This window comes from Brachybacterium sp. NBEC-018, assembly GCF_024860185.1.
Classification (GTDB): domain Bacteria; phylum Actinomycetota; class Actinomycetes; order Actinomycetales; family Dermabacteraceae; genus Brachybacterium; species Brachybacterium rhamnosum.
The window spans coordinates 514,674-538,803 of record NZ_CP100650.1 but is presented as its reverse complement, the minus strand read 5'-3'; the positions used below and the strand labels follow the sequence as shown (position 1 = coordinate 538,803).

Annotated in this window: 26 protein-coding genes; 15 read left to right on the top strand and 11 right to left on the bottom strand. The window is 72.6% G+C overall.

Going from position 1 to position 24,130, the window contains the following annotated elements:
* Positions 1 to 43 precede the first annotated feature (43 nt).
* The 5 genes from NLU66_RS02455 to NLU66_RS02435 all read left to right on the top strand — a co-directional run bounded on the left by NLU66_RS02455 (position 44) and on the right by NLU66_RS02435 (position 5,982).
* Positions 44 to 1,405 (top strand): sugar ABC transporter substrate-binding protein, encoded by a 1,362-nt coding sequence (locus tag NLU66_RS02455; protein ID WP_259361371.1) that lies wholly within the window; start codon positions 44 to 46, stop codon positions 1,403 to 1,405.
* Between the two features lie 7 nt (positions 1,406 to 1,412).
* Positions 1,413 to 2,318 (top strand): carbohydrate ABC transporter permease, encoded by a 906-nt coding sequence (locus NLU66_RS02450; RefSeq protein WP_259361370.1) that lies wholly within the window; start codon positions 1,413 to 1,415, stop codon positions 2,316 to 2,318.
* A complete protein-coding gene (locus NLU66_RS02445; RefSeq protein ID WP_259361369.1) occupies positions 2,315 to 3,118 on the top strand; it encodes a carbohydrate ABC transporter permease in 804 nt (267 codons plus the stop codon). Before NLU66_RS02450 ends, NLU66_RS02445 begins: the two co-directional genes overlap by 4 nt.
* The gene (locus NLU66_RS02440; RefSeq protein ID WP_259361368.1) at positions 3,115 to 4,233 is read left to right on the top strand and encodes a carbohydrate kinase family protein; all 1,119 of its coding nucleotides are present in this window, start codon (positions 3,115 to 3,117) and stop codon (positions 4,231 to 4,233) included. Before NLU66_RS02445 ends, NLU66_RS02440 begins: the two co-directional genes overlap by 4 nt.
* A gap of 264 nt (positions 4,234 to 4,497) precedes the next feature.
* The gene (locus tag NLU66_RS02435; protein ID WP_259361367.1) at positions 4,498 to 5,982 is read left to right on the top strand and encodes an HNH endonuclease signature motif containing protein; all 1,485 of its coding nucleotides are present in this window, start codon (positions 4,498 to 4,500) and stop codon (positions 5,980 to 5,982) included.
* 13 nt (positions 5,983 to 5,995) lie between these two features.
* Here NLU66_RS02435 and NLU66_RS02430 read toward each other — a convergent pair whose 3' ends face one another.
* The 3 genes from NLU66_RS02430 to NLU66_RS02420 all read right to left on the bottom strand — a co-directional run bounded on the left by NLU66_RS02430 (position 5,996) and on the right by NLU66_RS02420 (position 7,886).
* Positions 5,996 to 6,679 carry a DUF899 domain-containing protein gene (locus NLU66_RS02430; protein WP_259361366.1) on the bottom strand — a complete coding sequence of 228 codons (684 nt, stop codon included), beginning with the start codon at positions 6,677 to 6,679 and terminating at the stop codon, positions 5,996 to 5,998.
* Position 6,680: 1 nt separating this feature from the next.
* Positions 6,681 to 7,232, bottom strand: a complete 552-nt coding sequence (locus tag NLU66_RS02425) for a dihydrofolate reductase family protein (RefSeq protein ID WP_259361365.1) — start codon at positions 7,230 to 7,232, stop codon at positions 6,681 to 6,683.
* Between the two features lie 69 nt (positions 7,233 to 7,301).
* Positions 7,302 to 7,886, bottom strand: a complete 585-nt coding sequence (locus NLU66_RS02420; RefSeq protein ID WP_259361364.1) for a TetR/AcrR family transcriptional regulator — start codon at positions 7,884 to 7,886, stop codon at positions 7,302 to 7,304.
* A 111-nt stretch (positions 7,887 to 7,997) separates the two neighbouring features.
* Here NLU66_RS02420 and NLU66_RS02415 point away from each other — a divergent pair, with 111 nt between their 5' ends.
* Positions 7,998 to 8,543 carry a hypothetical protein gene (locus NLU66_RS02415; RefSeq protein WP_259361363.1) on the top strand — a complete coding sequence of 182 codons (546 nt, stop codon included), beginning with the start codon at positions 7,998 to 8,000 and terminating at the stop codon, positions 8,541 to 8,543.
* Positions 8,544 to 8,649: 106 nt separating this feature from the next.
* Positions 8,650 to 9,621 (top strand): GmrSD restriction endonuclease domain-containing protein, encoded by a 972-nt coding sequence (locus tag NLU66_RS02410; protein WP_259361362.1) that lies wholly within the window; start codon positions 8,650 to 8,652, stop codon positions 9,619 to 9,621.
* On the opposite strand, the gene NLU66_RS02405 is transcribed toward NLU66_RS02410, so the two are convergent.
* Positions 9,573 to 10,235 carry an RBBP9/YdeN family alpha/beta hydrolase gene (locus tag NLU66_RS02405; RefSeq protein ID WP_259361361.1) on the bottom strand — a complete coding sequence of 221 codons (663 nt, stop codon included), beginning with the start codon at positions 10,233 to 10,235 and terminating at the stop codon, positions 9,573 to 9,575. The two genes, NLU66_RS02410 and NLU66_RS02405, sit on opposite strands and share 49 nt — an antisense overlap.
* A gap of 62 nt (positions 10,236 to 10,297) precedes the next feature.
* Between NLU66_RS02405 and NLU66_RS02400 the strand changes: the two genes are divergently transcribed.
* The 3 genes from NLU66_RS02400 (at position 10,298) to NLU66_RS02390 (ending at position 12,319) form a co-directional block, all read left to right on the top strand.
* Entirely contained in the window at positions 10,298 to 10,642 is a 345-nt protein-coding gene (locus NLU66_RS02400; protein ID WP_259361360.1) for a MerR family transcriptional regulator, read from the top strand.
* Between the two features lie 28 nt (positions 10,643 to 10,670).
* Positions 10,671 to 11,471: an SDR family NAD(P)-dependent oxidoreductase gene (locus NLU66_RS02395; RefSeq protein WP_259361359.1), complete on the top strand. Its 801-nt coding sequence runs from the start codon at positions 10,671 to 10,673 to the stop codon at positions 11,469 to 11,471.
* 68 nt (positions 11,472 to 11,539) lie between these two features.
* Complete coding sequence (locus NLU66_RS02390) at positions 11,540 to 12,319, top strand: sulfite exporter TauE/SafE family protein (protein ID WP_259361358.1); 780 nt, start codon at positions 11,540 to 11,542, stop codon at positions 12,317 to 12,319.
* Here the strand turns inward: NLU66_RS02390 and NLU66_RS02385 are convergent.
* Positions 12,293 to 13,264 (bottom strand): helix-turn-helix transcriptional regulator, encoded by a 972-nt coding sequence (locus NLU66_RS02385; RefSeq protein ID WP_259361357.1) that lies wholly within the window; start codon positions 13,262 to 13,264, stop codon positions 12,293 to 12,295. The two genes, NLU66_RS02390 and NLU66_RS02385, sit on opposite strands and share 27 nt — an antisense overlap.
* Before the next feature lie 81 nt (positions 13,265 to 13,345).
* Here NLU66_RS02385 and NLU66_RS02380 point away from each other — a divergent pair, with 81 nt between their 5' ends.
* The 5 genes from NLU66_RS02380 (at position 13,346) to NLU66_RS02360 (ending at position 18,329) form a co-directional block, all read left to right on the top strand.
* Positions 13,346 to 13,903, top strand: a complete 558-nt coding sequence (locus NLU66_RS02380) for a DinB family protein (RefSeq protein ID WP_259361356.1) — start codon at positions 13,346 to 13,348, stop codon at positions 13,901 to 13,903.
* A 141-nt stretch (positions 13,904 to 14,044) separates the two neighbouring features.
* Positions 14,045 to 15,343, top strand: a complete 1,299-nt coding sequence (locus NLU66_RS02375; RefSeq protein ID WP_259361355.1) for an extracellular solute-binding protein — start codon at positions 14,045 to 14,047, stop codon at positions 15,341 to 15,343.
* 8 nt (positions 15,344 to 15,351) lie between these two features.
* On the top strand, positions 15,352 to 16,257 hold the full coding sequence (locus NLU66_RS02370) for a carbohydrate ABC transporter permease (RefSeq protein WP_259361354.1): 906 nt from the start codon (positions 15,352 to 15,354) through the stop codon (positions 16,255 to 16,257).
* A 3-nt stretch (positions 16,258 to 16,260) separates the two neighbouring features.
* Positions 16,261 to 17,124, top strand: a complete 864-nt coding sequence (locus NLU66_RS02365) for a carbohydrate ABC transporter permease (RefSeq protein WP_259361353.1) — start codon at positions 16,261 to 16,263, stop codon at positions 17,122 to 17,124.
* Positions 17,121 to 18,329 (top strand): ROK family transcriptional regulator, encoded by a 1,209-nt coding sequence (locus NLU66_RS02360; protein ID WP_259361352.1) that lies wholly within the window; start codon positions 17,121 to 17,123, stop codon positions 18,327 to 18,329. The genes NLU66_RS02365 and NLU66_RS02360 overlap by 4 nt, the downstream gene beginning before the upstream one ends.
* On the opposite strand, the gene NLU66_RS02355 is transcribed toward NLU66_RS02360, so the two are convergent.
* The 6 genes from NLU66_RS02355 to NLU66_RS02330 form a co-directional block, all read right to left on the bottom strand.
* Positions 18,290 to 19,408, bottom strand: coding sequence for a Gfo/Idh/MocA family protein (locus tag NLU66_RS02355; RefSeq protein WP_259361351.1), 1,119 nt, complete (start codon positions 19,406 to 19,408; stop codon positions 18,290 to 18,292). The genes NLU66_RS02360 and NLU66_RS02355 overlap by 40 nt on opposite strands.
* Complete coding sequence (locus NLU66_RS02350; RefSeq protein ID WP_259361350.1) at positions 19,405 to 20,253, bottom strand: sugar phosphate isomerase/epimerase family protein; 849 nt, start codon at positions 20,251 to 20,253, stop codon at positions 19,405 to 19,407. The genes NLU66_RS02355 and NLU66_RS02350 overlap by 4 nt, the downstream gene beginning before the upstream one ends.
* Positions 20,254 to 20,369: 116 nt before the next feature.
* The gene (locus NLU66_RS02345) at positions 20,370 to 20,984 is read right to left on the bottom strand and encodes a PadR family transcriptional regulator (RefSeq protein WP_259361349.1); all 615 of its coding nucleotides are present in this window, start codon (positions 20,982 to 20,984) and stop codon (positions 20,370 to 20,372) included.
* 125 nt (positions 20,985 to 21,109) lie between these two features.
* On the bottom strand, positions 21,110 to 22,372 hold the full coding sequence (locus tag NLU66_RS02340; protein WP_259361348.1) for an MFS transporter: 1,263 nt from the start codon (positions 22,370 to 22,372) through the stop codon (positions 21,110 to 21,112).
* A 20-nt stretch (positions 22,373 to 22,392) separates the two neighbouring features.
* Positions 22,393 to 22,824 carry a MarR family winged helix-turn-helix transcriptional regulator gene (locus NLU66_RS02335; protein ID WP_259361347.1) on the bottom strand — a complete coding sequence of 144 codons (432 nt, stop codon included), beginning with the start codon at positions 22,822 to 22,824 and terminating at the stop codon, positions 22,393 to 22,395.
* A gap of 136 nt (positions 22,825 to 22,960) precedes the next feature.
* Positions 22,961 to 24,049, bottom strand: a complete 1,089-nt coding sequence (locus NLU66_RS02330) for a Gfo/Idh/MocA family protein (RefSeq protein WP_259361346.1) — start codon at positions 24,047 to 24,049, stop codon at positions 22,961 to 22,963.
* Between the last annotated feature and the right edge of the window lie 81 nt (positions 24,050 to 24,130).

Genomic DNA, 24,130 nt, shown 5'->3' with positions numbered 1-24,130 from the left:
CGTGCCACGATGGTGGCCCACGCCACACCCCAGGAGGACCCCCATGCGCTCCCTTCCCCGACGGACCCTCCTCGGCGCCGGCGGCCTCGCCGTCCTCGCCGCCTGCGCACCCGGCAGCGAGAGCGGCGGCGACGGCGGAGGCGCGTCGGCCCCCGCCGCCTCCGAGGTCGAGACGGACCCCGCCGCCCTCGGCGAGGTGACCCTGCGGCTGTGGGACCAGGAGGTGCGCGGCGCCCAGGACTCCGCGATCACCGCCCTCGTCGACGGCTTCCAGAAGGCCTACCCGAACATCACGATCGACCGCGTCAAGCAGTCCTTCGACGACCTCCAGAAGCAGACCGGCCTCGCGCTCTCCGGCGACGACGTCCCGGACGTCCTCCAGGTGAACAACGCCCGCGGCGACATGGGCGAGTTCGTCAAGGCCGGCCAGCTCACCGATCTCAGCGGCTATGCCGAGGCCTACGGCTGGACCGAGCGCTTCTCCGAGTCCGTGCTCGCCAAGATGCGCTACTCGGAGGACGCCGTCACCTTCGGCGAGGGCGCCCTCTGGGGCCTCCCGCAGACCGGCGAGGTGTGCGGGATCTACTACTCGCAGAAGAAGCTCGACGCGATCCGCATGAAGCCCCCGAGCACCTGGCCCGAGGTCATGACCGTCGCCGACGTCGCGCACACCGCCGGCGAGCAGCCGCTCGTGCTCGGCAACCTCGAGAAGTGGCCCGCCCTGCACGTGTTCGGCCCTCTCCAGCACTACTTCGTCCCCGCGGAGGAGATCGTCACCCTCGGCATGGGCAACCCCGGCGCCTCCTGGGTCGACGGCACGAGCGACGCCGCCCTGGACCAGCTGCGCATGTGGGCGGAGGCCGGCTACCTCGGCGACGCCCCCAACGGCCTTGCCTACGACACCGCCTGGGCGGACTTCGCGAAGGGCACCGGCGTCATGCTCATCGGCGGCTCCTGGCTGGGCCCCGACCTCGAGAAGACCATGGGCGAGGACCTCCGCTTCATGGCGCCGCCCGCCGGCAAGGACGGCAAGGTCGCGACCACCGGCGGCACCGGCCTGCCCTTCGCGATCCCCGCCGCCGCGAAGAACAAGGACGCCGCCGCGGCCTTCATCGACTACCTCACCGGGGACGAGGCGATGGCGCTCATCGCGGAGAACGGCGGCATGCCCGTGAACCGCACCGCCGAGCTCGCCCCGGACTCCGGCGTCAACAAGGACATCTACGAGGCCTTCGACGCGGTCTCCACCGACGGCGTGCTGCTGCCCTATCTCGACTACGCGACGCCCTCCTTCGCGGACACCGCGGGCGCCGCCCTGCAGGAGCTGATCGGCGGGCAGGCCGACGTCGCCACCACCCTCGAGACCCTGCAGGCCGACTACGGCGCCTTCACCGGTGAGGGCTGAGCGCAGCATGGCCCGACGCCCACCCTCCGCGGTCGTGCGCTCCCGCGTCACGCCGTACCTGTTCGTGCTCCCGGCGTTCCTCGTCTTCGCCGCGTTCTCGCTGTACCCGCTGGCCCGCGCGGCCCAGTTCTCCCTGTACGAGTGGCCCGGCTTCGGCCCCTCGACCTTCGTGGGCCTGCGCAACTACGCCGAGCTCGCCGGGGATCCCGCCTTCCGCTCCGCGATCGGCAACGCCCTGGCGCTGATCGTCTTCTACGCCCTGCTGCCGCTCGTCATCGGCCTCGTGCTCGCCGCGATCCTGCGCCGCGGCCAGGTGCGCGGCATGGGGTTCTTCCGCACCGTGATCTTCCTGCCGCAGGTCGTCGCGCTCGTCGTCGTCGCCGTCGCCTGGCGGCAGATCTACTCCCCGGACGGCTCCCTGAACCGGGCGCTGCGCGCCGTGGGCCTCGACTCCCTGGCCCGCGGCTGGCTCGGTGACCCGGGCGCGGCCCTGCCCGCCGTCGGCCTCATCGGGACCTGGCTCGAGACGGGCCTGGTCATGCTCCTGCTGCTCGCCGGCATGAGCCGCATCCCGCAGGAGCTCTACGAGGCGGCGAGGCTCGACGGCGCGGGCCCCCTGCGCGAGTTCCGCGCGATCACCCTGCCCGCGGTGCGCGGCGAGATCGTCGTCGCCCTCGTGCTGACGATCATCGCGGCGCTGAAGACCTTCGACCTCGTCTACATGACCACCTCTGGCGGCCCCGGCCACGCGACCACCGTGCCGAGCTTCGAGGTCTACCACCGGGCCTTCGAGCTGCGTGAGGTGGGCTCCGCGAGCGCCGTCGCGATCGTGCTCACCGCCCTCGTCTTCGCGATCAACCTCCTGGTCACGCGCATCGGTGAGCGCGGCACCGAGGGCGGGGGCGACGCATGAGGGTCTCCGCCGCCGAGCGCACCATGAACTACGCCGTGCTGATCATCTTCTCCCTGATCGCGATCGCGCCCATCGTCTCGATCGTCACCACGGCCCTCTCGCCGCAGACGGGCGCCGCCCCCGGCATCCACCTCGAGAACCTCGCCGAGGCGTGGAGCGTCGGCGGGTTCGGCCGTTCGCTCGGGAACTCGATCGTCGTCGCCGTGATCGTGGTGACCAGCGCGCTCGTGCTGTCGGTGCTCTCCGGCTACGCCTTCGGGACCATGCGCTTCCGCGGCTCGACGGTCCTGTTCCTGCTGTTCATGCTGGGTCTGATGATCCCCTCCGAGGCGATCGTCATCCCGCTGTTCTTCGACCTGCGCGCCCTGGGTCTCACGGACACCTACGCGGCGATCGCGCTGCCGCAGATCGCGCAGTCCGTCGCCTTCGGCACCTTCTGGCTGCGCGCCCAGTTCCGCACCGTCTCCACGAGCCTGCTCGAGGCCGCCGCGCTCGACGGCGCGGGCCCGCTGCGCACCCTGCTGAGGATCGTCGTGCCCTCCTCGGTGCCCGCCGTCGTCACCCTCGTGGTGCTGATGTTCATGTGGACCTGGAACGAGTTCCTCATCGCCCTGGTCATGGCGCCGGGCGGCCGCCTGCGCACCGCCCCGCTGGGCCTCGCGACCTTCCAGGGCCAGTACACCGCGGAGCTCGCGCTGCTCTCCGCCGGAGCCGTCATCGTCGCCCTGCCGATGGTGATCGTGTTCCTCCTCCTGCAGCGTCACGTCATCCGAGGCATGCTCGAAGGAGCCGTGAAATGACCAGCCCCTCACCCCTGCCGCTCGGTGCCGACTGGGACCCGCTCGCCGCCCTCCGGACGGGCGACGACCCGCCCCTGGACGTGCTGCTCTCCGGCACTGTCTTCTTCGACATCGTCTTCACGGGCCTCGAGCGGCTGCCCCGCCCCGGCGAGGAGCTGTGGAGCCGCGGCATGGGCTCGAGCCCCGGCGGGATCGCGAACCTCGCCGTCGCCGCCGCCCGCCTGGGCCTGCGCACGGGCCTCGTCGCGGGCTTCGGGGACGACGCCTACGCGGACTGGATGTGGGACACCCTGGGCCGCGAGGAGGGCATCGACCTCAGCGCCTCCCGCCGCTTCCCCGGCTTCCACTCCCCGCTCACCGCGTCCGTCGCGACGGACGGGGACCGCGCCATGGTCACCCACGGCCACGAGCTCCCCGAGCCGCTGACCTCCCTGGTCATCGGCGCGCCCGCCGCGCGCGCCGCCGTCGTCGACCTTGCGGGGGAGACGACCTGGTGGGCGGATCTCGCCCGCCGCGGCTCGCGGATCTTCGCCGACATCGGCTTCGACGAGAGCGGCCGCTGGGACCCTGCGGACCTCGCCCCGCTCTCCCACTGCCACGCCTTCACCCCGAACGCCCTCGAGGCGATGAGCTACACCCGCACCGACAGCCCCGACCGGGCCGTGCGCGCCCTCGCCGAACTCGTGCCGCTCGCCGTCGTGACCGACGGTGCCTCCGGCTCCTACGCGATCGACGGCTCCACCGGCGAGGAGGCCTTCTGCCCCGCCGTGCCCGTCACCGCGACGGACACGACCGGCGCGGGGGACGTCTTCGCCGCCGCGATGGTGCTCGGCACCCTCGCCGCCTGGCCCCTCGCCGAGCGCCTCAAGTTCGCGGCCCTGTGCTCGGCGCTCGCCGTGCAGCAGTTCGGCGGCTCCCTCGCCGCCCCCGGCTGGGGCGACATCGCCGACTGGTGGCACCACCTCAGCGACGCCTCCGCCGAGGGCGACCTCCGCGCCGCCTACACCCGCGAGCCCTACCGCTTCCTCGAGGGCATCGTCCCCGACCACCCCGTCCAGGGCCGCCGTCGCGCCCAGGGCACCTTCGCGCTGCGCTCCGACGCCGGGGAGCACTGAGCAGGGCGACGTTCGAGTGTTTCCTCCACATCACTCAGTTATCCACATTGGTGGACGGTGTGGTGGATAACCGACGCGAGTCCCACCATCGACGCCAAGGGGAGTCTGTGCAGGTTGGCGCTCAGTCGTTGCTCCCCATCGCGCTGTTGTCCACAATTTCAGGTGGCATCGCCGAAACCCTTCCTCTCGGGGAACAGGTGTTCTAAACTGGGGTGACAGGCGACGGGGTCGATGGCCCGTCGGCGGCACGGGAGGGGTGGGGAGATGAGTGAGGGGACGGCAGGCGCCGAGGCGTCCATCGGGACGTCGCTCGCCGTCGCCGCGCCGCCGTCCTTCCCGCCGCGACGGATCATCCGCGCCCGCACGCCGCTCACCCTCGAGCGCATCGCCGCGGAGTCGGACGTCCGCATGGACGGCGTCGAGGTCCCGATCGCGGAGCGGCTCCTCGCGCGCCAGCGCCGCAAGTCCCGCGAGCTCGCCGAGGAGATCGGCGAGATCCACCTGCTGTGGGTCGAGGATGCCGACGACCAGGCGGACGTCAACGCCGTCGTCATCGCGAACACGCTGCGCACGGATCTCCCCACGGCGGAGCGCATGCTGCGCGACGCGCGGCTCGCCGTCACCGATCTGCCGCTCGTCCTCCGGCGCCTCGCCGCGGGGGAGATCTCCGTCCCCGCCTTCGAGCATCTCGTGCGCAAGGTCCGCCCGCTCGCGCCGGAGCAGCGCCGCGTGGTGGACTCCTACGTCGCGGAATGGGACCTCGAGAACATCCCGGCGGATCGCTACCGTCGTGAGCTGTCCCTGCTCGTGGCCTGGTGGGACGCGGATGCCGCGCGCCCCGGCCTCGCGGCGATGCGGGACGTCCGATTCGAGATCCTGGCGGAGGGCTCGGGGGTCGCCTGCCTCTCGGTCCTCGGGCCGATCCCCGAGATCTACGCGCTCATGAAGCAGGTGGACGGCACCGCCCGGTCCGTCCAGCGCGCCCAGCGCCGCGCGCTCGAGACCGGGGAGCCGGTGCCCTTCGACCTCGATGGCGACGTCGTCGCGAGCGGCCACCCGCTCCCGCTCGCCGCGCTGCGCTATGCGATCCTCACCCGCAGCCAGCTGGAGACGCCGGGCGTCGAGCGCCGGGGCGCGGATTCCCGCGTCAACGTCGTGATCCCCGCACTGACACTCCTGGGGCTGGCCGACGCCCCCGGCACGCTCGACGGCGTCATCCCGCTGCCCGCGCCGCTCGCGCGTCGGCTCGCCGCGGGAGCCCGCACCTGGCACCGGATCCTCACCGACCCGGCCGACGGCGCCTTCCTCCCCGTCCCCGCCGCCCAGTACCGGCCCACGACGGCGATGGCCGAGCACCTGCGGCTGCGGGACCCGGTGTGCGCGGTGCCCGGCTGCATCCGCGGCCGGCTCACCCCGGCGGAGATCGACCACATCGAGGAGTTCGATCACGAGGATCCCGGGAGCGGGGGAGCGACGGAGATCCGGAACCTCCACCGACTGTGCTGGTGGCACCACCGGTTGAAGACGGAGCGCCTGATCGATCCGGAGAAGGCGCCGGACGGCACGACGACGCACTGGGAGATCGGTCAGCTGCTCGCGCTCGACACCCGCCAGAACACGGACCTGCTCACCCCTGCCATGGTCGAGCTGCTCGAGGACGCCTGGGCGGAGCACGAGGCGGAGCGCCTCATCGCCTCGCTCGCCCCGCTCGACGAGGAGCCCGCCGAGCCCGAGCCGCCGCCCTTCTGAGCCGGAGGGCCGCTCAGGCCTCCGGCCCGTAGAGCGCGGCGACGTCCGGCGAGTCGAGCCACTTCGCGTAGGTCGGGCTCTGCGGCCAGCCGTCGGGGGAGTCCTGCCACTCCTCCTGCCGGCCGTAGGGCAGCACGTCCACGAGGGAGAAGGTGTGCCCCAGCTGCTCCGTGCCGCGGCCGGTGGTGTGCCAGGTGCGGTACACCGACTCGCCGTCGCGCAGGAAGACGTTCACGGCGAAGCCGCCGCCGGGCGGGGCGTCGACGTCGGCGCCGAAGTCGCTGCCCGCCGTCGAGAACCAATCCATCCGGTTGCCGACCTTCTCCCGGTAGGCGAGCGCCTCGGCGATCGGCCCCTGGGTGACGATGACGAAGCGGGCGTCATAGGGGCGCAGGAACTCGGTGCGGGTGAACTGGGAGGTGTAGCCCGTGCAGCCGCCGCACTGCCATTCCGCCCCCGGGGACCACATGTGGTGATACGTGATCAGCTGGCGCGCCCCGTCGAACAGGTCGACCAGGCGCACGGGCCCGTCGGCCCCCTCGAGCGTGTAGTCGGGGAGCGCGACCATCGGGAGGCGCCGGCGCTGCGCGGCGATCGCGTCGAGCTCGCGGGTGGCGGCCTTCTCCCGCGCGCGGAGCGCGGCGAGCTCGCGGCGCCAGGTCTCCTCATCGGTGACGGTGGGCAGGGCGTCGTCCATGTCAGCTCTCCTCGAGGGTGTAGCGGGCGTAGGTGACGCCCGAGGTGAAGGCGCGGTGCTCGCGCAGCGCGAGGCGTCCGGTCCAGCCCTCGCTCACAAGACGCCGGCCGCGGCCCTGCACGTAGGGGAAGGTCCACAGCCGGATCTCGTCGACGAGCCCGGCGCCGATCATCGCGTGGCACAGGGTGATGCTCCCGGTCAGCGAGATCTCCCCACCCTCGCCCGCCTTGAGGTCGCGCACGGCCGCGACCGGGTCGCCGGCGATGACGGTGGTGCGGGCCCAGCCGGGCTCGGTGAGGGTCGAGGAGACCACGAGCTTCTCGATCGTGTCGAGCTCCTCGGCGATGCCGGTCGCGTCGTCCTCCTGGAGCGGCCAGTACCCGCGGAAGTCCTCGAAGGTCTGCCGGCCCAGCAGGATCGCGTCGCAGGCGGCGCTGTCGCGGTCGAGGATCTCGAGCTGGTCGGGATCGTGGGCGGCCGGGTCGAACCAGTCGTCGAGCATCTCGATCGAGCCGTCGACGGTGATGTTCTGGGTGACGATCAGGGGGCGCATGGTCTCCTCCGTCGGAGCTGTGCCGGGCCGGTCCTGGGGGATCGACGGTAGGCGGGGCCCGCAGGAGGGTCAAGGGCGCGGGGAGATCACCGCGGAGAAGGCCGACGCGAGCACGGACGCCACGTCGTCGGGGGTGCCCAGGTAGCCGCCGACCATGGCGCCGTCGCGCAGCAGCTGGAGCTCGCGGCCCTGCTTCGCGGGGTCCGGCGCCCCGGCCTCGGCGGCGATCTCCGTGAGCAGCGCGAGGGTCCAGCCGCGATGCGTGTCGACGGCGAGGCGCACGGGGTCCCCGGGGTCGGCGAACTCGGCGGCCGCGTTGATGAAGGCGCAGCCGCGGAAGCCGGGGGAGCAGCTCGCCTCGCCGATCCCGGCGGCGAGGGCCTGCAGGGTGCCGTGCGGGTCGTCGCCGCGGTGGAGGCCGGTCAGCCAGGCGCGCTCAGCCTCGGCCTGACGCTCGAGGTAGGCGACGACGAGCTGCGATTTCGTGGGGAAGTGGCGGTAGAAGGTCACCTTGGTGATGCCGGCCTCGGCGATCACCCGATCGGCGCTGGTGGCGCGGATGCCGTGCGTGTAGAACAGCGCGTTCGCGGCGGTGAGGATCTGCTCGCGGGTCGCGGTGGCGGACCTCCGGCGGGGGGCGGGGTCGGTGTCCATCTGCTCCTCCGGATCGGTCTGCGGCGGTTGCGCCGGCGGCGGGGCGAGTCTACTGTTCGTCAATGTAGACGAACTAGTTACTCTACAAACTCTCTCCCGACAAGGACCGCCATGACCACCTCGCCCACCGCCCCTCTCGCCCGCCTCTATCTGGTGCGCGCCCTCGCCGCCCTCGTCTGGGCCGCGCTCCTGCTGCTGACCGCGCCCGCCGCCGGCCCCTGGCAGACCGCCCTGCTCGTGCTCTACCCGCTGCTCGACGTCGCCGCCGTCACCTGGCAGATCCGCGCCGATCGCGCCCAGCCCGGGACCCGCACCGCCGAGCGCGTCAACGTGGCCGTCAGCCTCGTCGTCGCGATCGCGCTGGGCTTCGCCGCCACCGCCTCCCCGTCGGCCGCGCTCGTGGTCTGGGGGCTGTGGGCGATCGGCGCGGGCCTGCCCCAGCTGATCGCGGCGATCGGCCGACGCCGGCAGGGTGGCCAGGTCGCCCAGATGCTCAGCGGAGGCATCTCCGTCCTCGCCGGCGGCTCGTTCCTGGCCTCGGGCCTGCGCGGCGGCACCGACGTCGTCGGCGTCGCGGGATACGCGACCCTGGGCGCGATCTTCTTCCTCGTCTCCGCAGTGCGGCTGCGCACGTCCGGGCGCCGGGCCGCCGCCTGAGCAGTCCCGGATGTCGGACTCGTCCGTACTCTTGTCAGGAAGACGCAAGGGGTGTCGCAAGGAGGACGGACAGGTGCAGGGGCAGGCCAGGACGACCCGACGGCTGATGGCGCAAGGGCTCCCGCTGCTCGCGCTGATGCTGCTCGTGCTCTCGGGATGCGGACCGTCCGCCGGTGCTGCCCAGGAGGTCGGGGAGCCGGATCCGACGACGACGGCAGTGCCGACGACGGAGGCCCCCACGACCGAGGCGCCGACCACGGCCGCGCCGACGACGGAGGCCCCGGAGGCCGGCACGGCTCTCGCCGTGCTCGCGGGGCTCGAGGAGAAGGGGCGCGCGCCGAAGACCGGCTACGACCGCGAGCTGTTCCACTGGCGCGACGACGTGGACCGCAACGGCTGCGACACCCGCAACGACATGCTGCGGCGCGACCTCACCGCGATCACCCTCAAGGCCGGGACCGACGGCTGCGTCGTGCTCACCGGCACCCTCGACGACCCGTACGGCGGCGAGACGATCGCCTTCGACCGCAGCGACTCCGAGGTCGACATCGACCACGTCGTCGCCCTCTCGGACGCCTGGCAGTCCGGAGCCGCGAGCTGGGACGACGACACCCGTCGGGCCTTCGCGAACGACCCGCTGAACCTGCTCGCGGTGGACTCGGGCCTGAACCGGCAGAAGGGCGACGGCGACGCCGCCACCTGGCTGCCGCCCGCGAAGGACTTCCGCTGTGAGTACGTGGCCCGGCAGATCGCCGTGAAGACCAAGTACGAGCTGTGGGTGAAGCCCGCCGAGGGCGACGCCATGGAGCGCGTGCTCAAGGGCTGCGACGGCTTCGCCCCGGTCACGGACGACGACCCGACCCCGGACCGCGGCGACGGGGACGTGGTCACGACCGCCCCCGAGGAGCCTGAGTCGACGACGGAAGCGCCGAAGAAGGAGAGCAGCTCCTCTGGTGGGGCGGTCTACTACAAGAACTGCGATGCGGTCCGGGCGGCCGGCGCGGATCCGATCCACCGCGGCGATCCCGGCTACGCCGAGCACCTCGACGGCGACGGCGACGGGGTGGGCTGCGAGTAGGGGCCCGCCGATCGATCCGCCCCGAGGAGGGCGTCGATCACTTCGGGGAGGGGGCCGAAGCCGTCGCCCGCGAGGAAGTGTCCGGCCCCGGGGATGACGTGCACCGGGCTGTCGAGAGCGGTCGCGAACTCCTCGCTGAGCTGCGCCGGGACGAGCGGATCCATGGAGGAGCGGAGCACGGATCGCTCGCCGAGGGCGGGCCGCAGGGCGACGGGGTCCAGCCCCGCGGTGAAGTCGGGAAGGCCGCTCCGGACGAACCCGTCGAGGGCCTCGTCCCCCACGGGCGGGATCGCCCGGAGGAAGGGGGCGACGGCCACGAAGGCCCCGAGGGCACCCTCGTCGCCCGCCTGCTGCAGGGCGCGGATCGCCCCCAGCGCCGCCACGTTGCCGAGGCTGTGGGCGACGACGGCGGTGCCCCCGTCGAGCGTGCCGATGGCGTCGACGATCCGCGGGATCCAGGCGCTCGCCCGTGGGACGAGCGGGGAGGGGAGCGCAGGCGCCACGGCGGTGGCCGCATGCTCCGCGAGCCAGGGGAACCAGTGGTCCGTCGGACCGGCGCCGAAGCCGTGCACGACGACGAGCCGGGGGAAGGGGAGTGGGGTGCGCAGGGTCATGGCGTGGACGGTAGGCATTACCGTTGGTGTGAAGGTCAAGCTCGTCCTCGGGGAGGTCGCCGGTGCTCATCACCGAGTTCGCACGCCGCGCCGGGGTCTCCGCGCGGTCGCTGCGCCACTACGAGGAGCAGGGCCTGCTCACCCCCGCACGCACCGCGACCGGGTACCGCCTCTTCGAGGAGTCGGACCTCGACGTCGTCGCCCGCATCCGGCTGATGCTCGACGCCGGTCTCGCCACCGTCGTGATCCGGCAGTACCTCGACTGCGTGAGGACCGGAGCGGGCACCCATCACCTGCAGCTCTGCCCCGCGCTCCGCGGTGAGCTGGAAGCGGTCGCCGCGCGGCTGGAGCAGGAGTCCCGCCGCATCGACGCGACACGGGCGGCGCTCTGCGCGCTCGCCCCCTGAGCCCCACCACCCTCACGGAGGACCATCCATGCTCGCCCTCGACCTCACCGATCGCACCGCCTTCGTCAGCGGATCCACGCAGGGCATCGGCCTCGCGATCGCCCAGCGGCTCGCCGAGGCGGGCGCCCGCGTCGCCGTCAACGGCCGCACGGCCGAGCGGGTCGCCGAGGCGGTCGACGCGCTCGTCGGCGCCGGTGTCCCGCGCGACCTCCTGGTCGCCGCGCCCGGGGACGTCACCACCGAGGACGGCCTCACCGCCGCGCTCGCGGAGGCGGGCGACATCGACATCCTGGTCAACAACCTCGGCGTGTTCGGCGCGACGCCCGCGCTCGAGATCACCGACGCGGAATGGCAGCGGTACTGGGAGGTCAACGTCCTCGCCGCCGTGCGCCTGATCCGGGCGACGCTGCCGCGCATGAAGGAGGCCGGCTGGGGCCGGGTCCTGAACATCGCGAGCGACTCCGCGATCGTCACCCCGGCGGAGATGATCCACTACGGCGTCTCCAAGACGGCGCTGCTGGCCGTCTCCCGCGGCTTCGCGAAGGACGCCGCCGGCACCGGCGTCACCGTGAACTCCGTGATCGCCGGCCCCACCTACACCGAGGGCGTGCAGGACTTCGTCTACCAGCTCGTCGACACGTCCCTGCCGTGGGAGGAGGCGGAGGCCGAGTTCATGCGTCTGCACCGCCCGCAGTCCCTCGTCCAGCGGCTGATCCGCCCCGAGGAGATCGCGAACATGGTCGTCTACCTCAGCTCCCCGCTCGCCTCGGCGACGACCGGCGGGGCGCTGCGCGTCGACGGCGGGTACACGGACGCGATCCTGCCCTGAGGTGAGAGGATCGGTCGTCCCCGCGCCCGCCCGGCGTCGCCCTGCTCGACCAAGGATCCCGTCCCCCGATGGACCTCGTCTCCCTGCTCCCCGCCCTGTCCGTCGCCTCGTGGGTCCTCGTGGTCCTCGGCGCGCTCGTCGTCGGGCTGTCCAAGACCGCGCTGCCCGGCGGCGGCACGATCGCCGTGGGCCTGTTCGCCCTGGCCCTGCCCGCGAAGGAGTCGACGGCGGCGCTGCTGCTCCTGCTCATCGTCGGCGACTGGACGGCGCTGTACGCCTACCGCCGCGAGCCGGACGTCCGCACGCTGCTGCGGCTCATCCCGAGCGTGCTCGTGGGCCTCGTGGTCGGCACGCTTTTCTTCTGGCTGGCCGGCGGGGACGTGGTCCGCACGACGATCGGCGTGATCCTGCTGGCCCTCGTCGCGGTGACGGTGATCCGACGGCGCCGCCCCGCCCCCGAGCGGCCCGAGGGGGAGGAGCGCGTCGGCGCCGGCGTCACCGCGGCCCGTGCGGGCTACGGCCTGCTCGGCGGGTTCACGACGATGGTCGCGAACGCGGGCGGCCCGGTCATGTCGATGTACTTCTACGCGATGCGGATGCCCGTGCTGACCTTCCTCGGCACCTCCGCCTGGTTCTTCGCGGTCGTCAACATCCTCAAGCTGCCGTTCTCCGCGAGCCTCGGCCTGCTCTCCTCCTCGACGCTCGTCATGGACCTCATGCTGGTGCCGGTCGTGCTGATCGGCGCCTTCCTCGGCACCCGGATCGCGCGGCGCATCCCGCAGAAGGCCTTCGAGTCCGTGGTCCTGATCCTGACGGTCGTCTCAGCGCTCGCCCTGCTGATCCTCTGACCGGCCGACGGCGCTCGCCCACTCCCCGATCCCGCGGATGACGTCGAGCAGCTCGGGCGGGTCGATGACCTCGACGGGCGCGCCGAGCTGGGCGAGGCGCACCGCGATCCAGCGCAGGTCGTCGTCCCCGGCGCGGAGGATGCAGGCGTCCGGCCCGTCGGCCTCGAGGGTCGCCGCGCGGCCGGGGATCCGCTCGGAGACCTGCTCGAGGGGGAGGCCGATCCGCACGGTCGCCGCCTGCGGGTAGGGGCCGTGGGTGACCGCCGCGCGCACGGTCGCCTCGATGTCCGGGGTGGGCCGGCGCGGGAACGTGAGGGTCGAGGCGTGGACGGCGTGCATCCGGTCCAGGCGGAAGCTGCGCCAGTCCTCCCGCTCGAGGTCCCACGCGAAGAGGTACCAGCGCCGCTCGAAGGACAGGATCCGGTAGGGCTCGAGGCGGCGCTCGGCGCGGTAGCCGTCGATCCGCTCGTGGTCCACGCGCACCCGCACCCCGTCGCGCACGGCGCCCGCGAGGGCGAGCAGCACCTCCGGGCGGGCCGACGGCGTGGGCCCGGTGACCACCTGCAGCGCCCCCGTGAGCGCCGAGATCTGCGAGCGCACCTGCGGGGGGAGGATCCGGTCCAGGGAGGTGAGGGCGCGCAGGGCGTCCTCGTCGAGGCCGTCGATCCCGGAGCTCGCGGTGAGCCGCAGGCCGACGGCGACCGCGACCGCCTCCTGCACGCCGAGCAGCAGCGGCGGGAGCGCCTGCCCGGCGCCCAGCTGGTAGCCGCCTCCGTGGCCCGCGGAGGTCAGCACCGGGTAGCCGAGCTCGCGCAGCCGGTCCACGTCCCGGCGCACCGTCCGCACGGTCACCGCGAGCTCCTCCGCCAGCTCGGGGCCCGTCCACACGGTGCGGGACTGCAGGAGGGCGAGCAGCCGCAGGGCCCGCCTCGTCACGTCGCTCATGGGGACAGTCTGCTCCCCTTCGCGGACAGGACGTGTCCTCGATGCCGACGAGGCTGGCCGCACCGAGAGAGAGGACAGGTCATGAGCACGAGCACCCGGGGCGAGGGCGGGGACCTCCCCACCGTCCTGCTGGACCAGATCGAGTTCCACTGGACGCAGTTCATGCGCGGCCGGCTCGAGGGGCTGACCGACGAGGAGTACCTCTGGGACCCCACGGGCGACCAGCGCGCCTGGACCGTGCGCCCGGGCGGCGAGGAGGGGACGACGATCGACGTCGCGATCCCCGAGCCGGTCCCCGCCCCCTTCACGACGATCGCCTGGAGGATCGGGCACATCGTCGTGGGCGTGCTCGCCGCGCGCAGCCACAGCCACCACGGCGGACCGCCCGCGGACTACGGCAGCTGGCCCTACGCCGCCACCGCCCAGGAGGCCCTCGACCAGCTCGACCGCGAGTACGCGCGCTGGATCGACGGGGTGCGGCGATGGGACGCGGAGGACCTCCAGGTCGCCGTCGGCCCCGCGGAGGGCCCCTTCGCCGCGATGTCCCGGGCGACCCTCGTCGCCCACATCAACCGCGAGCTCCTCCACCACCTCGCGGAGATCGGGGTGATCCGGGACCTCTACGCGCACCGGGCATGAGCCCAGGTCACGATCAGGTTTGTTCGGGGTCGAAAGAAGGGACGCCGCAGGGGCCCGGTGGTTGTGTGGGCGATCACAGCGACGTCCGGTGCCCACCTGCGAGGTCCGTGCCGCGTCGACCTCTCGACGAAGGAACCTGCGATGACCTCATTCACCCGACGTCATGCCCTCGGCGCCGGAGGCGCCCTCGGACTCGCGGCGGCGCTCGCCGCCTGCGGCAGCGACACCGGGGGCGGCGACGGCGGCACCCCCGAGCTCACCGACGAGGGCAACGACCTCACGGTCTGGTTCATGAAGGACTCGGTCTCCGAGAAGGCCATGGACTGGCTGAAGTCCGCCTACGAGGAGAAGACCGGCGGCACCCTCACCTACGAGATCCAGGTGTGGGAGGGCATCGTCTCGAAGCTCCAGACCTCCCTCGCGAGCACCAGCTCGACCCCGGACATCATCGAGCTCGGCAACACCCAGGCCCCCACCTTCTGCGCCGTCGGCGCCCTGCTGAACCTCGACGACCTCGAGGAGGACCTCGGCGGCGACAGCCTCACCCAGTCCCTCGTCGAGCTCGGCTCCTTCGACGGGAGCCTCTACGCGGCGCCCTTCTACGCCGGCAGCCGCGTCTTCTTCTACCGCAAGGACTGGTTCGAGGAGCTGGGCCTCGAGGTGCCCACCACGATCGAGCAGCTCACCTCCGTCGCGACGACCCTGCACGAGGCGAACCCGGGCGGGAACGCGGACTTCTCCGGTCTCTGGCTCCCCGGCATCGGCGCGCAGCAGTGCTACGCGTGGCTCTTCACGAACGGCGGCCGGATCGCGACGGAGGCCGATGGGAAGTGGGCCGCGGACCTCTCGAGCGAGGAGAGCCAGGCGGCGTTCGCGCAGGTCCAGGAGATCTGGTCGAAGGCCTCCCGCGCCGGCTCCGTCACCGACCCCACGACCGGCGGCGAGCTGCACGTCCCCTTCAACGCCGAGGAGGCCGGGATGATCTTCGGCTTCAACTGGCAGTACAAGTCGATCGACGACAAGCTCAAGGACAAGGTCGGCTTCTTCGGCTTCCCGGGCGTCGAGGAGGGCGGCACCGGCCATCCCTTCGCGGGCGGCTCGAACGTCGCGATCTCCGCGAGCTCGCAGAAGCAGACCGCCGCCGTCGAGGCCCTCAAGCTGATCTTCGCGAAGGAGTTCCAGGAGTTCTTCGCGACGGAGGGCGGCTGGGTCCCCGGCAACATCGATCACGCCTCCGCCCTCGGCGACGACGACCTCGCGACGCTCACCGCGCAGGCCGTCGAGAACTCCGTCGGCACCCCCGCCGCCGCGAACTGGGCGCTCGTCGAGGGCGCCCGCACCCTCGACGACTTCTTCGTCGCCCTCGCCGGGGGCGGTGACCCGGTCTCCCTCGCGACGACGGCCGACGCGTCCATCACGGACATGCTCAACAAGAGCTGAGGGCGCCGATGACCACGCTCTCCCGGCCCGCCGAGCGCCGCCTCGGTCTCCTGCTCGTCCTCCCCGCCGTCGCGATCGTCCTCGTGGCCCTGCTGTACCCGCTGGGACGGCAGGTGCTCATGTCCTTCCAGACCTTCGGGCTCGCCCAGCAGTTCGGGCAGGCGCCCGCCTTCGCGGGCCTCGAGAACTACGCGACCGTGCTCGGGGACGGCGCCTTCTGGGCGGCGCTCGTGCGCTCGCTCGTGTTCTGCGCCCTCTGCGCCGCGCTCACCGTCGTCATCGGCACGGCGGGGGCGCTCCTGCTCACCGCCGTGCCGCGCTGGATCGCGATGGGCGTGCAGGCGGTCATGCTCGTCGCATGGGCGATGCCGGTGCTGAGCTCCCTGCAGGTCTTCCAGTGGCTCTTCGACGCCCGCCGCGGGGTCGTGAACTGGCTGCTCACGGCCGTCGGGATCGACGGGGCGGCGGGCTTCAACTGGCTCTCCACCCCGGTCTCCTTCTTCGCGGTCGCGGGGCTGCTGGTGATCTGGATGAGCGTCCCGCTCGTCGTGTTCATGGTCTACGCGGCGGTCACCCAGGTGGACGAGTCGGTGATCGAGGCGGCGCGGCTCGACGGCGCGCACGGCGTGCGCCTGTTCACGACGATCATCATGCCGAGCATCGCCTCGGTGTTCCTGCTCATCTGCCTGCTCGAGATCATCTGGGACCTGCGGGTCTTCACGCAGATCCACGTGCTCCAGGGGTCGAGCGGGATCACCGAGTCCACCCACGTGCTGGGCACGTACATCTACCAGATCGGCCTCAGCGGCGGGAACTACGGGGTCGCCGCGGCGGCCGCGACGATCATGCTCCTGCTCATGCTGCTCGTGACCGGCCGCTACATCCAGCTGCTGCTGCGCGGCGCGAAGGACTGACCCATGACGACACAGGCCCTCACCCCGCCCCGCCGCCGCTCCCGCGCAGGGGCGCGCCGGATCCTGGCCTCCGTGGTCGCGATCCTCTTCGCCCTCGTGTGGCTGTTCCCCGCGTACTGGATGCTCAACTCGTCCCTGCTCACCGACGAGGAGCTCACGAGCCGGGTGCCCGTGTGGTTCCCGGCCCGCGCGACCCTCGCCCACTACGCCTCGATCCTCGGCTCCGCGGACTTCTGGAGCGCGATGCGGATGAGCGCCGCGATCGCGGCGATCGTCGTCGTCGGATCGATCGCGCTGGGCTTCTTCGCGGCGCTCGCGATCAGCCGCTTCCGGTTCCGCTCGCGGATGTCGCTGATCATCGGCATCCTCATCATCCAGATGATCCCCGCGGAGACGGTCTTCGTCTCCCAGTACCGGATGCTCGACACCTGGGACCTGCTGAACTCGGTCGCGGGCGCCTCGCTCATCTACCTCGGCACGAACGTCCCCTTCACGGTGTGGCTGCTCAAGGGCTTCGTCGACGGCGTCCCCGTCGAGCTCGAGGAGGCCGCGCTGCTCGACGGCTGCTCCCGGATGGGCGCCTTCTTCCGGGTGACGCTGCCGCTGATCGGCTCGGGGCTCGTCGCCTCCTCGATCTTCGCGTTCCTCGCCTCGTGGAACGAGTACACGCTCGCGCTTGTCTCGCTCACCTCGAGCGGCTCGCAGACCCTCCCGCTGTGGATCACGAGCTTCAGCGGCATGAACCAGAACACCGACTGGGGCGGGATCATGGCAGGGTCCACGCTCATGGCCCTCCCCGTCGTGATCCTGTTCGTGCTCGTCCAGCGCAACATGGTCGCCGGCCTCACCGCGGGCGCCGTGAAGTGAGCGCCCCCGCCCCGGAGGACACGGGGGAGACCACCACCGCGATCCTCGCCCTCGTCGCGAGCGGCACCGCCCGCACCCGGGTGGGGATCGCGCGCTCCCTCGGGGTCGCCGCCTCGACGGTGACGCTCAAGGTGGGCCAGCTGCTCGACGCGGGCCTGCTCGAGGAGGGCGGATGGGACGCGCCGAGCGGCGGGCGGCGCGCCCGGCTCCTCCGCGTCGTGCCCCGCTCCGGCCGGGTGCTCGCCGCGAGCATGGGGCGCCACCACGCCCGGGTGGGCAGCTTCGACGTGCAGGGCGGTCTCGTCGGCGCCCTCGAGCTGCCGATCGAGATGGGCGCCCCGCCCGAGCGGCTGCTCTCACGGATCGTCGACGGCTGGGAGGAGCTCGTCGGGGACCTCGCCGCGGCGGGCGTGCGGGGGATCGGGCTGTCCCTCCCGGGGCCCGTGGACCCGGGCGCGGCGACCGCCGTGCAGCCCTCGACGATGCCCGGCTGGAACGGCTGGCGGATCGCGACCTGGTTCCGTCAGGAGCTCGGCTGCACGGTGCTCGTGGACAACGACGCGAACATGAGCGCGCTCGGCGAGCATGCCCGGCGTCGCACCGCCGGGGAGGCGCCGCTCGGCACGCTCCTGCACGTCAAGGCCGGGACGGGCCTCGGCGGCGGGCTCGTGCTGCAGGGCCGACTGCACCGCGGGGCGACCTGGCTGGGCGGGGACATCGCCCACGTGCGGATCCCCGGCGGGGAGCGGCCCTGCGCGTGCGGGAACCGCGGCTGTCTCGAGACCGTCGTCAGCGGCCTCGCCCTGGTCTCCGCGATCGCCGGCACGGCCCCGCAGGTCACGACCCCGTCGGCGCTGCTGGACCTCGCGGCGACCGGGGACCCCGAGGCGATGACGCTGCTGCGCACCGCCGGCGGGACCCTCGGGGAGACCCTCGCGACCCTCGTCAACTTCATCAACCCGGACCTCGTGACGATCGGCGGCTCGCTCTCGCGATCGCCCGCCTTCCTCGCCCAGATCCAGGCGAAGCTCTACGAGAGCTGCCATCCGCTCGCGACGCGGGACCTGCGGATCGAGGCCTCGCTCGCGGGCGCCGACGCCGAGATCACGGGGATCGCGCAGCTGGTGCTGCGCCGTGCGGTGGCCGCGCCGCCGCACGGCGCCGCTCACAGCTCGATCTCGCGCCCCCGCTCCGCCGAGGCGTAGATCGCCTCGATGATCCGGGCGACCGTGAGGCCGTCCTGCACCGGGGCCAGCCGCGGCCCCTCGCCCCGCACGGCGGCGACGAAGGCGCCGATCTCCGCGTCGAAGGCGGACATGTCGAAGGTGAGGGAGTCGATCTGCGGGGTGACCTCGAGGATCGTGTCGTGCGCCTCGGTGGAGATCCGCAGCTCCGGCTCGAGCTCCGCGCCGCCGCGGTCTCCGTAGACCTTCACGCCGACGTCGTCCCGGCCGTGGAGGGAGTAGGAGACCTCGAGGGAGAGCACGGCCCCGTTCGTGAAGCGCACGAGGCCACCCGCGAGGTCCTCGACCGTGGAGGCGGAGGTGCCCGCATCCGCGGAGCGGTAGCGGGAGAGGTGGCGGAGGTTGTCGCGGTCGCCGAGGCGATCCGCGGTGAAGCCGCTGACGGTCGCGACCTCGGGGGTGCCGAGCAGCCACCAGGCGATGTCGATGAAGTGCACGCCCACGTCGACGAGCGGGCCTCCGCCGGAGACCTCCTTGTCCGCGAACCAGCCGCCGGGGTTCCCCGCGCGGCGCAGGTTGCGGGCCGTCGCGTAGTAGAGCGCGCCCAGGTCGCCGGCCTCGATGAACTCCTTGAGGACCACGGCGTTGGGGGAGAAGCGCCGCACGAAGCCCACCTGGGCGACGAGACCGCTGCGCTCCTGCGCGTCGACCACGAGCTGCGCCTCCGCGGAGGTGCGGCCCAGCGGCTTCTCGACGAGCACGGCCTTGCCGGCGTCGAGGGCGGCCGCGGCGATCACGGCATGGGTGTCGTTGCGGGTGCAGATCGAGATCGCGGTGACCTCGTCGTCCGCGAGGACCTCCTCGTAGGAGGTGGTCCAGCGGGGCGCGCCGTACTGCGCGGCCGTGTCCCGGGCGCGGTCCGCGTCGATGTCGCACACGGTCACCAGGCGCGCGTCCGGATTCGCGCGGTAGGCGTCGAGGTGGAGGCGGGAGATGGTCCCGCCGCCGATCACGGCGACGCCGACGGGGTCGGAGGAGAGGTGCTCGGTGCGCTGCGGGCCGGCGGCCGCGGCGCCCAGGGGCTCGGAGGTGGCCATCATGCCGCCACCCCCTCGACCAGGGCGCGGGCCTGTCGCAGGCCCTCGCCCACGGCGAACTGGTCGTCCTCGGGGCCCTCGAACTCGATCGAGACGGGACCCGCGAAGCCGGAGGCGACGACGTCCCGCACGATCGTGGACAGTGGCAGGTCGCCCCAGCCGACGACGGTGCCGAGGATCGCCCGGTCGCCGAGCGTCCCCAGCCAGCCGGGCCCGGGGGACTGCTCGCGGATCCGGAAGTCCTTGAGGTGCACGACCTCCGCGAAGGGGAGGAGCCGGCGCACGGAGAGGACCGGATCGGCGGCGACGCACAGGAAGTTGCCGACGTCGAGGGTCGCGCGGAAGGTGGGGCGGTCCACGAGGGTGATCAGCCGGATCAGCCGCTCGGGGTCGTTGATGCCCATGCCGTGGTTCTCGACGGTGGTGGTGATGCCCTTCGCGGCCGCGCGGTCGCAGACCTCGCGGGCGGCGGGGACGATCCGCTCGAGGGCGGCCTCGAACTCCTCCGGGGTCTCCTCGCGCCAGGCCCAGGGGAGGACGTCGTGGCGGATCCGCGGGATGCCGAGCGCCTCGGCGACTCCGAGATGGGCGGTGAGCCGCTCGATCTGCTCCTCCGTGTCCTCCCCGCGGAGATCCGCGCCGACGACGTAGCTCGCGAGCGGCAGGGACCGGGCCTCGGCCCGGGACCGGACGGCCTCGACGAGGGCGGGATCGTCGACGAGCTCCGCGGCGGCGATCTCGAGGTGGGCGGCTCCGAGGTCCGCCGCCGCGTCGACCGCGCCGGGCAGGTCGAGCCGCCCGGCGGAGATCGAGGAGGCGAAGCTGTACGAGCTGACGCCGATGCGCATGGCTGCTCCGTTTCCGGCATGCGCTCTGCATGCCTTCGACGACGCTATCGGCGCAGGTGAGCGACGTACAGGGGGTGAGCGTTCCTTGCGCCCCGAAGTAACCGGGGCGTGACTGCTCAGGCCTCCGGGGTGGAGGCGAGGATCGCGTAGACCTCGCGCTTGGTGGTGGTGAGCAGCGCGGTCACGCGGGCCAGCTGCTCGGCGTTCGCGGAGCGGCCGGCCTCGCGGACGGCGCCGCCGAGGTCGTGCATCGCCGCGCGGACGTCCGGGATCTGCTGATCCGCGTCCTCGTCCGGCGAGGCGAAGGGGTCGGACCAGCCCTCGCGGTGCTCCGCGACGTGCGCGGCGCCCGCCTCGGTGAGGGTCGCGAGCTTGCGCCCGGACTCCTTCGCGGTCTCCACGAGGCCCTCGTCCTCGAGCTGGGAGAGGGTCGGGTAGATGGTGCCGGGGCTCGGGGTCCAGCGGCCGCTCGTGCGGTCGGTGATGGTCTGCATCAGCTGGTAGCCGTGCATGGGCTCCTCGGCGAGGAGGAGCAGGACGGCGGTGCGGACGTCGCCGCGGGGCCGACGGCCGCGCCCGTGGCCGTGGGGGCCGCGGGGGCCGCGCGGGCCGAAGCCCTCACGGGGGTCGAAGCCCTCGGGGCCGAAGCCGCGGGGGCCGCGTCGGCCGCGCTCGCCGTCCTCGGGACGGTAGCGGCGCTCGCCGTGGTGCTGGTGATCGTGGTGTCGCATGGAGGTGCTCCTGATGTTCTCTGGGGGTCGCGACCTATCGGTGTCTGTGTCGCGATAGTTAGACGATATATCGCTAACGGGAGGACGTCAAGGGGTGCGACGACGGCCGCCGGGGAGTGAGGAGCTCAGGCGCCGTCGCCCACGGCGATCGCCTCGGCCTCCTCCACGGCCTCGAGGTGGACGGGCTGGTGGCTCACCGCGGCGAGATGGCGCCGGCCGATGATCAGCATGAGGATCGAGAGCACGAGCGTGCCCGCCGCGAGCAGGTACGGCATGCCTGCGGAGGTCGCGGCGGCGAGCGGGCCGGCCACGGCCGGGGCGATCGCGCCGCCCAGGAAGCGCACGCCCGAGTAGGCGGAGCTCGCGACGCCGCGCGGCAGGTCGGTCGCCTCCATGACGGTCTCGGTGAGCGCCGTGTTCATGACGCCCAGCAGCAGGCCGCCCACCACGATGAGCGCGATGATCCCGACCATCGAGGTGTGCAGCGCGAACAGCCCCACCATGAGCAGGGTGAGCAGGGCGAGGGTGGTCAGCAGGGTCGGGATCAGGCCGATCGCACGGGTGAGGACCGGCGCGACGAACACCGAGGTGATCGCGAGGCACACGCCCCAGCCGAAGAACACGCCGCCGATCCCCATCGCCCCGAACTCCGTGCCCCGCGCGGCCGCCGCGGCCTCGAGCGGGAAGGGTGAGTAGGCGAGCAGGGTGAAGAAGGCGAAGTTGTAGAAGACCGCGGTCAGGGCGAGGGTGCGCAGCGCAGGGTGGCGCAGGGCGCGCAGCGCGGCGAGCGGGGAGACGTGCGCCGGCCGCGGCTCACGGCGCAGCAGCACGAGGATCGCGACGAGGCCGATCGCCATGAGCACCGCGGTGCCGATGAACGGGGCGCACCAGGAGATCGAGCCGAGCAGGCCGCCCAGCAGCGGGCCCAGCGCCATGCCGATCCCGAGGGCGGTCTCGTAGAGGATGATCGCGCCGCCCGAGGGGCCCGCGGTCGCGCCGACGATCGCCGCGAGCGCGGTGGAGATGAACAGGGCGTTGCCGAGGCCCCAGCCGGCGCGCAGGCCGATGATCTCGTTCACCGAGCCGGAGGTCGAGGCGAGGGCCGCGAAGACGACGACGAGCGCGAGCCCGATCAGCAGCGTGGTCCGCACACCCACCCGGGAGGCGAACCAGCTCGTGAAGAACATGGCGATCGCGGTGATGAACAGGTAGCTCGTGAACAGCAGCATCGCCTGCGAGGGCGTCGCGTCGAGCTGGGCGCTGATGGCGGGGAGGATCGGGTCGACGAGGCCGATCCCCATGAAGGAGACGGTCGCGGCGAAGGCGATCGCCCAGACCGCCTTGGGCTGGGTGAACGCGTCGCGGAGCGTGGGGGCGCTGGATGTCATGCAGGGACTTCTCTCTGGGGTCAGGCGTCGTGGATCTCGACGAGGTCCGCGAGGATCTCGGTGGCGCGGGCGAGGGTCTCGCGGTCCGCGTCGGGGAGCTGCTCGAGGAGGGGGCCGACGCGCTCCGCCATCTGGGAGCGCCAGGCGGCGAGCTGCTCGTCCCCGGCGGGGGTGAGGGAGACGAGCCAGGAGCGGGAGTCGGTGGGGTCCGGGGCCCGCTCCACGAGCCCCTCCTCCTCGAGCCGCTGGATCACGGCGGTCGCGGTGGAGCGGGTGACGCGCTCACGCTCGGCGATCTCGCTCAGGCGCAGCGGTCCGCGCCGCTGGAGGGTCGCGGCGACGCGCCAGGAGACGGAGGAGACCCCGACCTGGGCGGTGCGGGCGGCCATCCGGGCGAACTGGCTGCACTGCAGGGTCAGCTGCTGGGGGAGATCGGCGGGGGAGAGGCTCACGTCCGCCCAATGTAGTGAGCAATGTGAACTATAACAAGTTCGGATCACGAACTATCGCCGACAGCACACGGGTGACGACATGACGCGGCCCCGGCCTCCCGAAGGGGGCCGGGGCCGCGAGAGCCTGTTCAGCGGGTTACTGGCCGGAGGCCCGCAGCACCCGGGCGTCGCGCTGGGCGATGAGCGCGAGCTCGACCGCCTTGAAGGCGTGCGCCTGGGTCATCGCCTTCTCCGTCCCGTTCAGCACGTCGAGCACGAGCTCCCCGAAGAACGGGTAGCCCACCTTCCCGTGCGCCTCGATCCGCTGCTCTCCCTCGCCGTTCACGAGGATGACCTGGTCCGGGCCGTTGTCCGTCGTCACGTCGATGTACTTGCGCAGCTCGAGGTAGCCCTCGGTGCCCACCACGAAGGTGCGGCCGTCGCCCCAGGTGCGCAGGCCGTCCGGCGTGAACCAGTCCACCCGCACCGCACCGGACGCCCCGGAGGAGAGCGCGATGTGCGCCTCGCCGAAGTCGTCGAGCTCGGGGTGCTCGGGATGCGCGAAGTTGCCGATCGCGCTCGAGAGCACCTCGGCGTCGTCGGACCCGGTGAAGGTGAGCATCTGCTCGAAGTTGTGCGAGCCGATGTCCGTGAGGATGCCGCCGTAGCGGGCGCGCTCGTAGAACCAGTCGGGGCGGCTCGCCGGATCGCCCAGGCGGTGCGGGCCCATGCCCTGCACCTGCACGACCTCGCCGAGGGCGCCCTGCTGGATCAGCCGGGTCGCGAGCACCGCCGACTCCACGTGGATCCGCTCGGAGTAGTACACGGCGTACTTGCGGCCCGTGCGCTCCACGGCCGCCTTCGCCTCGGCGAGCTGCTCGAGGCTGATCAGCGGCGTCTTGTCCGTGAAGTAGTCCTTGCCGGCCTCCATCACGCGGATGCCGAGCGCGGCGCGGTCACCGGGGACCGCCGCGGCGGCGACCAGGCGCACCTCGGGATCCTCGAGGACCTCCTCCTCGCTGCGGGCCACACTCACGCCCGGGAACTGCTCGGCGAACGCCGCGAGGCGCTCCGGCTGCGGGTCGTACACCCACTTCAGCGTGCCGCCGGCGCCGATCAGGCCCTGCGTCATGCCGCCGATGTGGCCGTGGTCCAGGTGCATCGCGGCGAACACGAACTCCCCGGGCTCCACGACCGGCTTCGGCATCGCGGCGGGGGCGTAGTTGGCGCCTTCGGAGGCAGGCATCGACAGTCCTTTCGGTCGAGGTGGGGGCAGGGACAGTCTGACGGGTGCGCCGGGGCGCCCGGGGGCGGTGCCGGGGGTTGC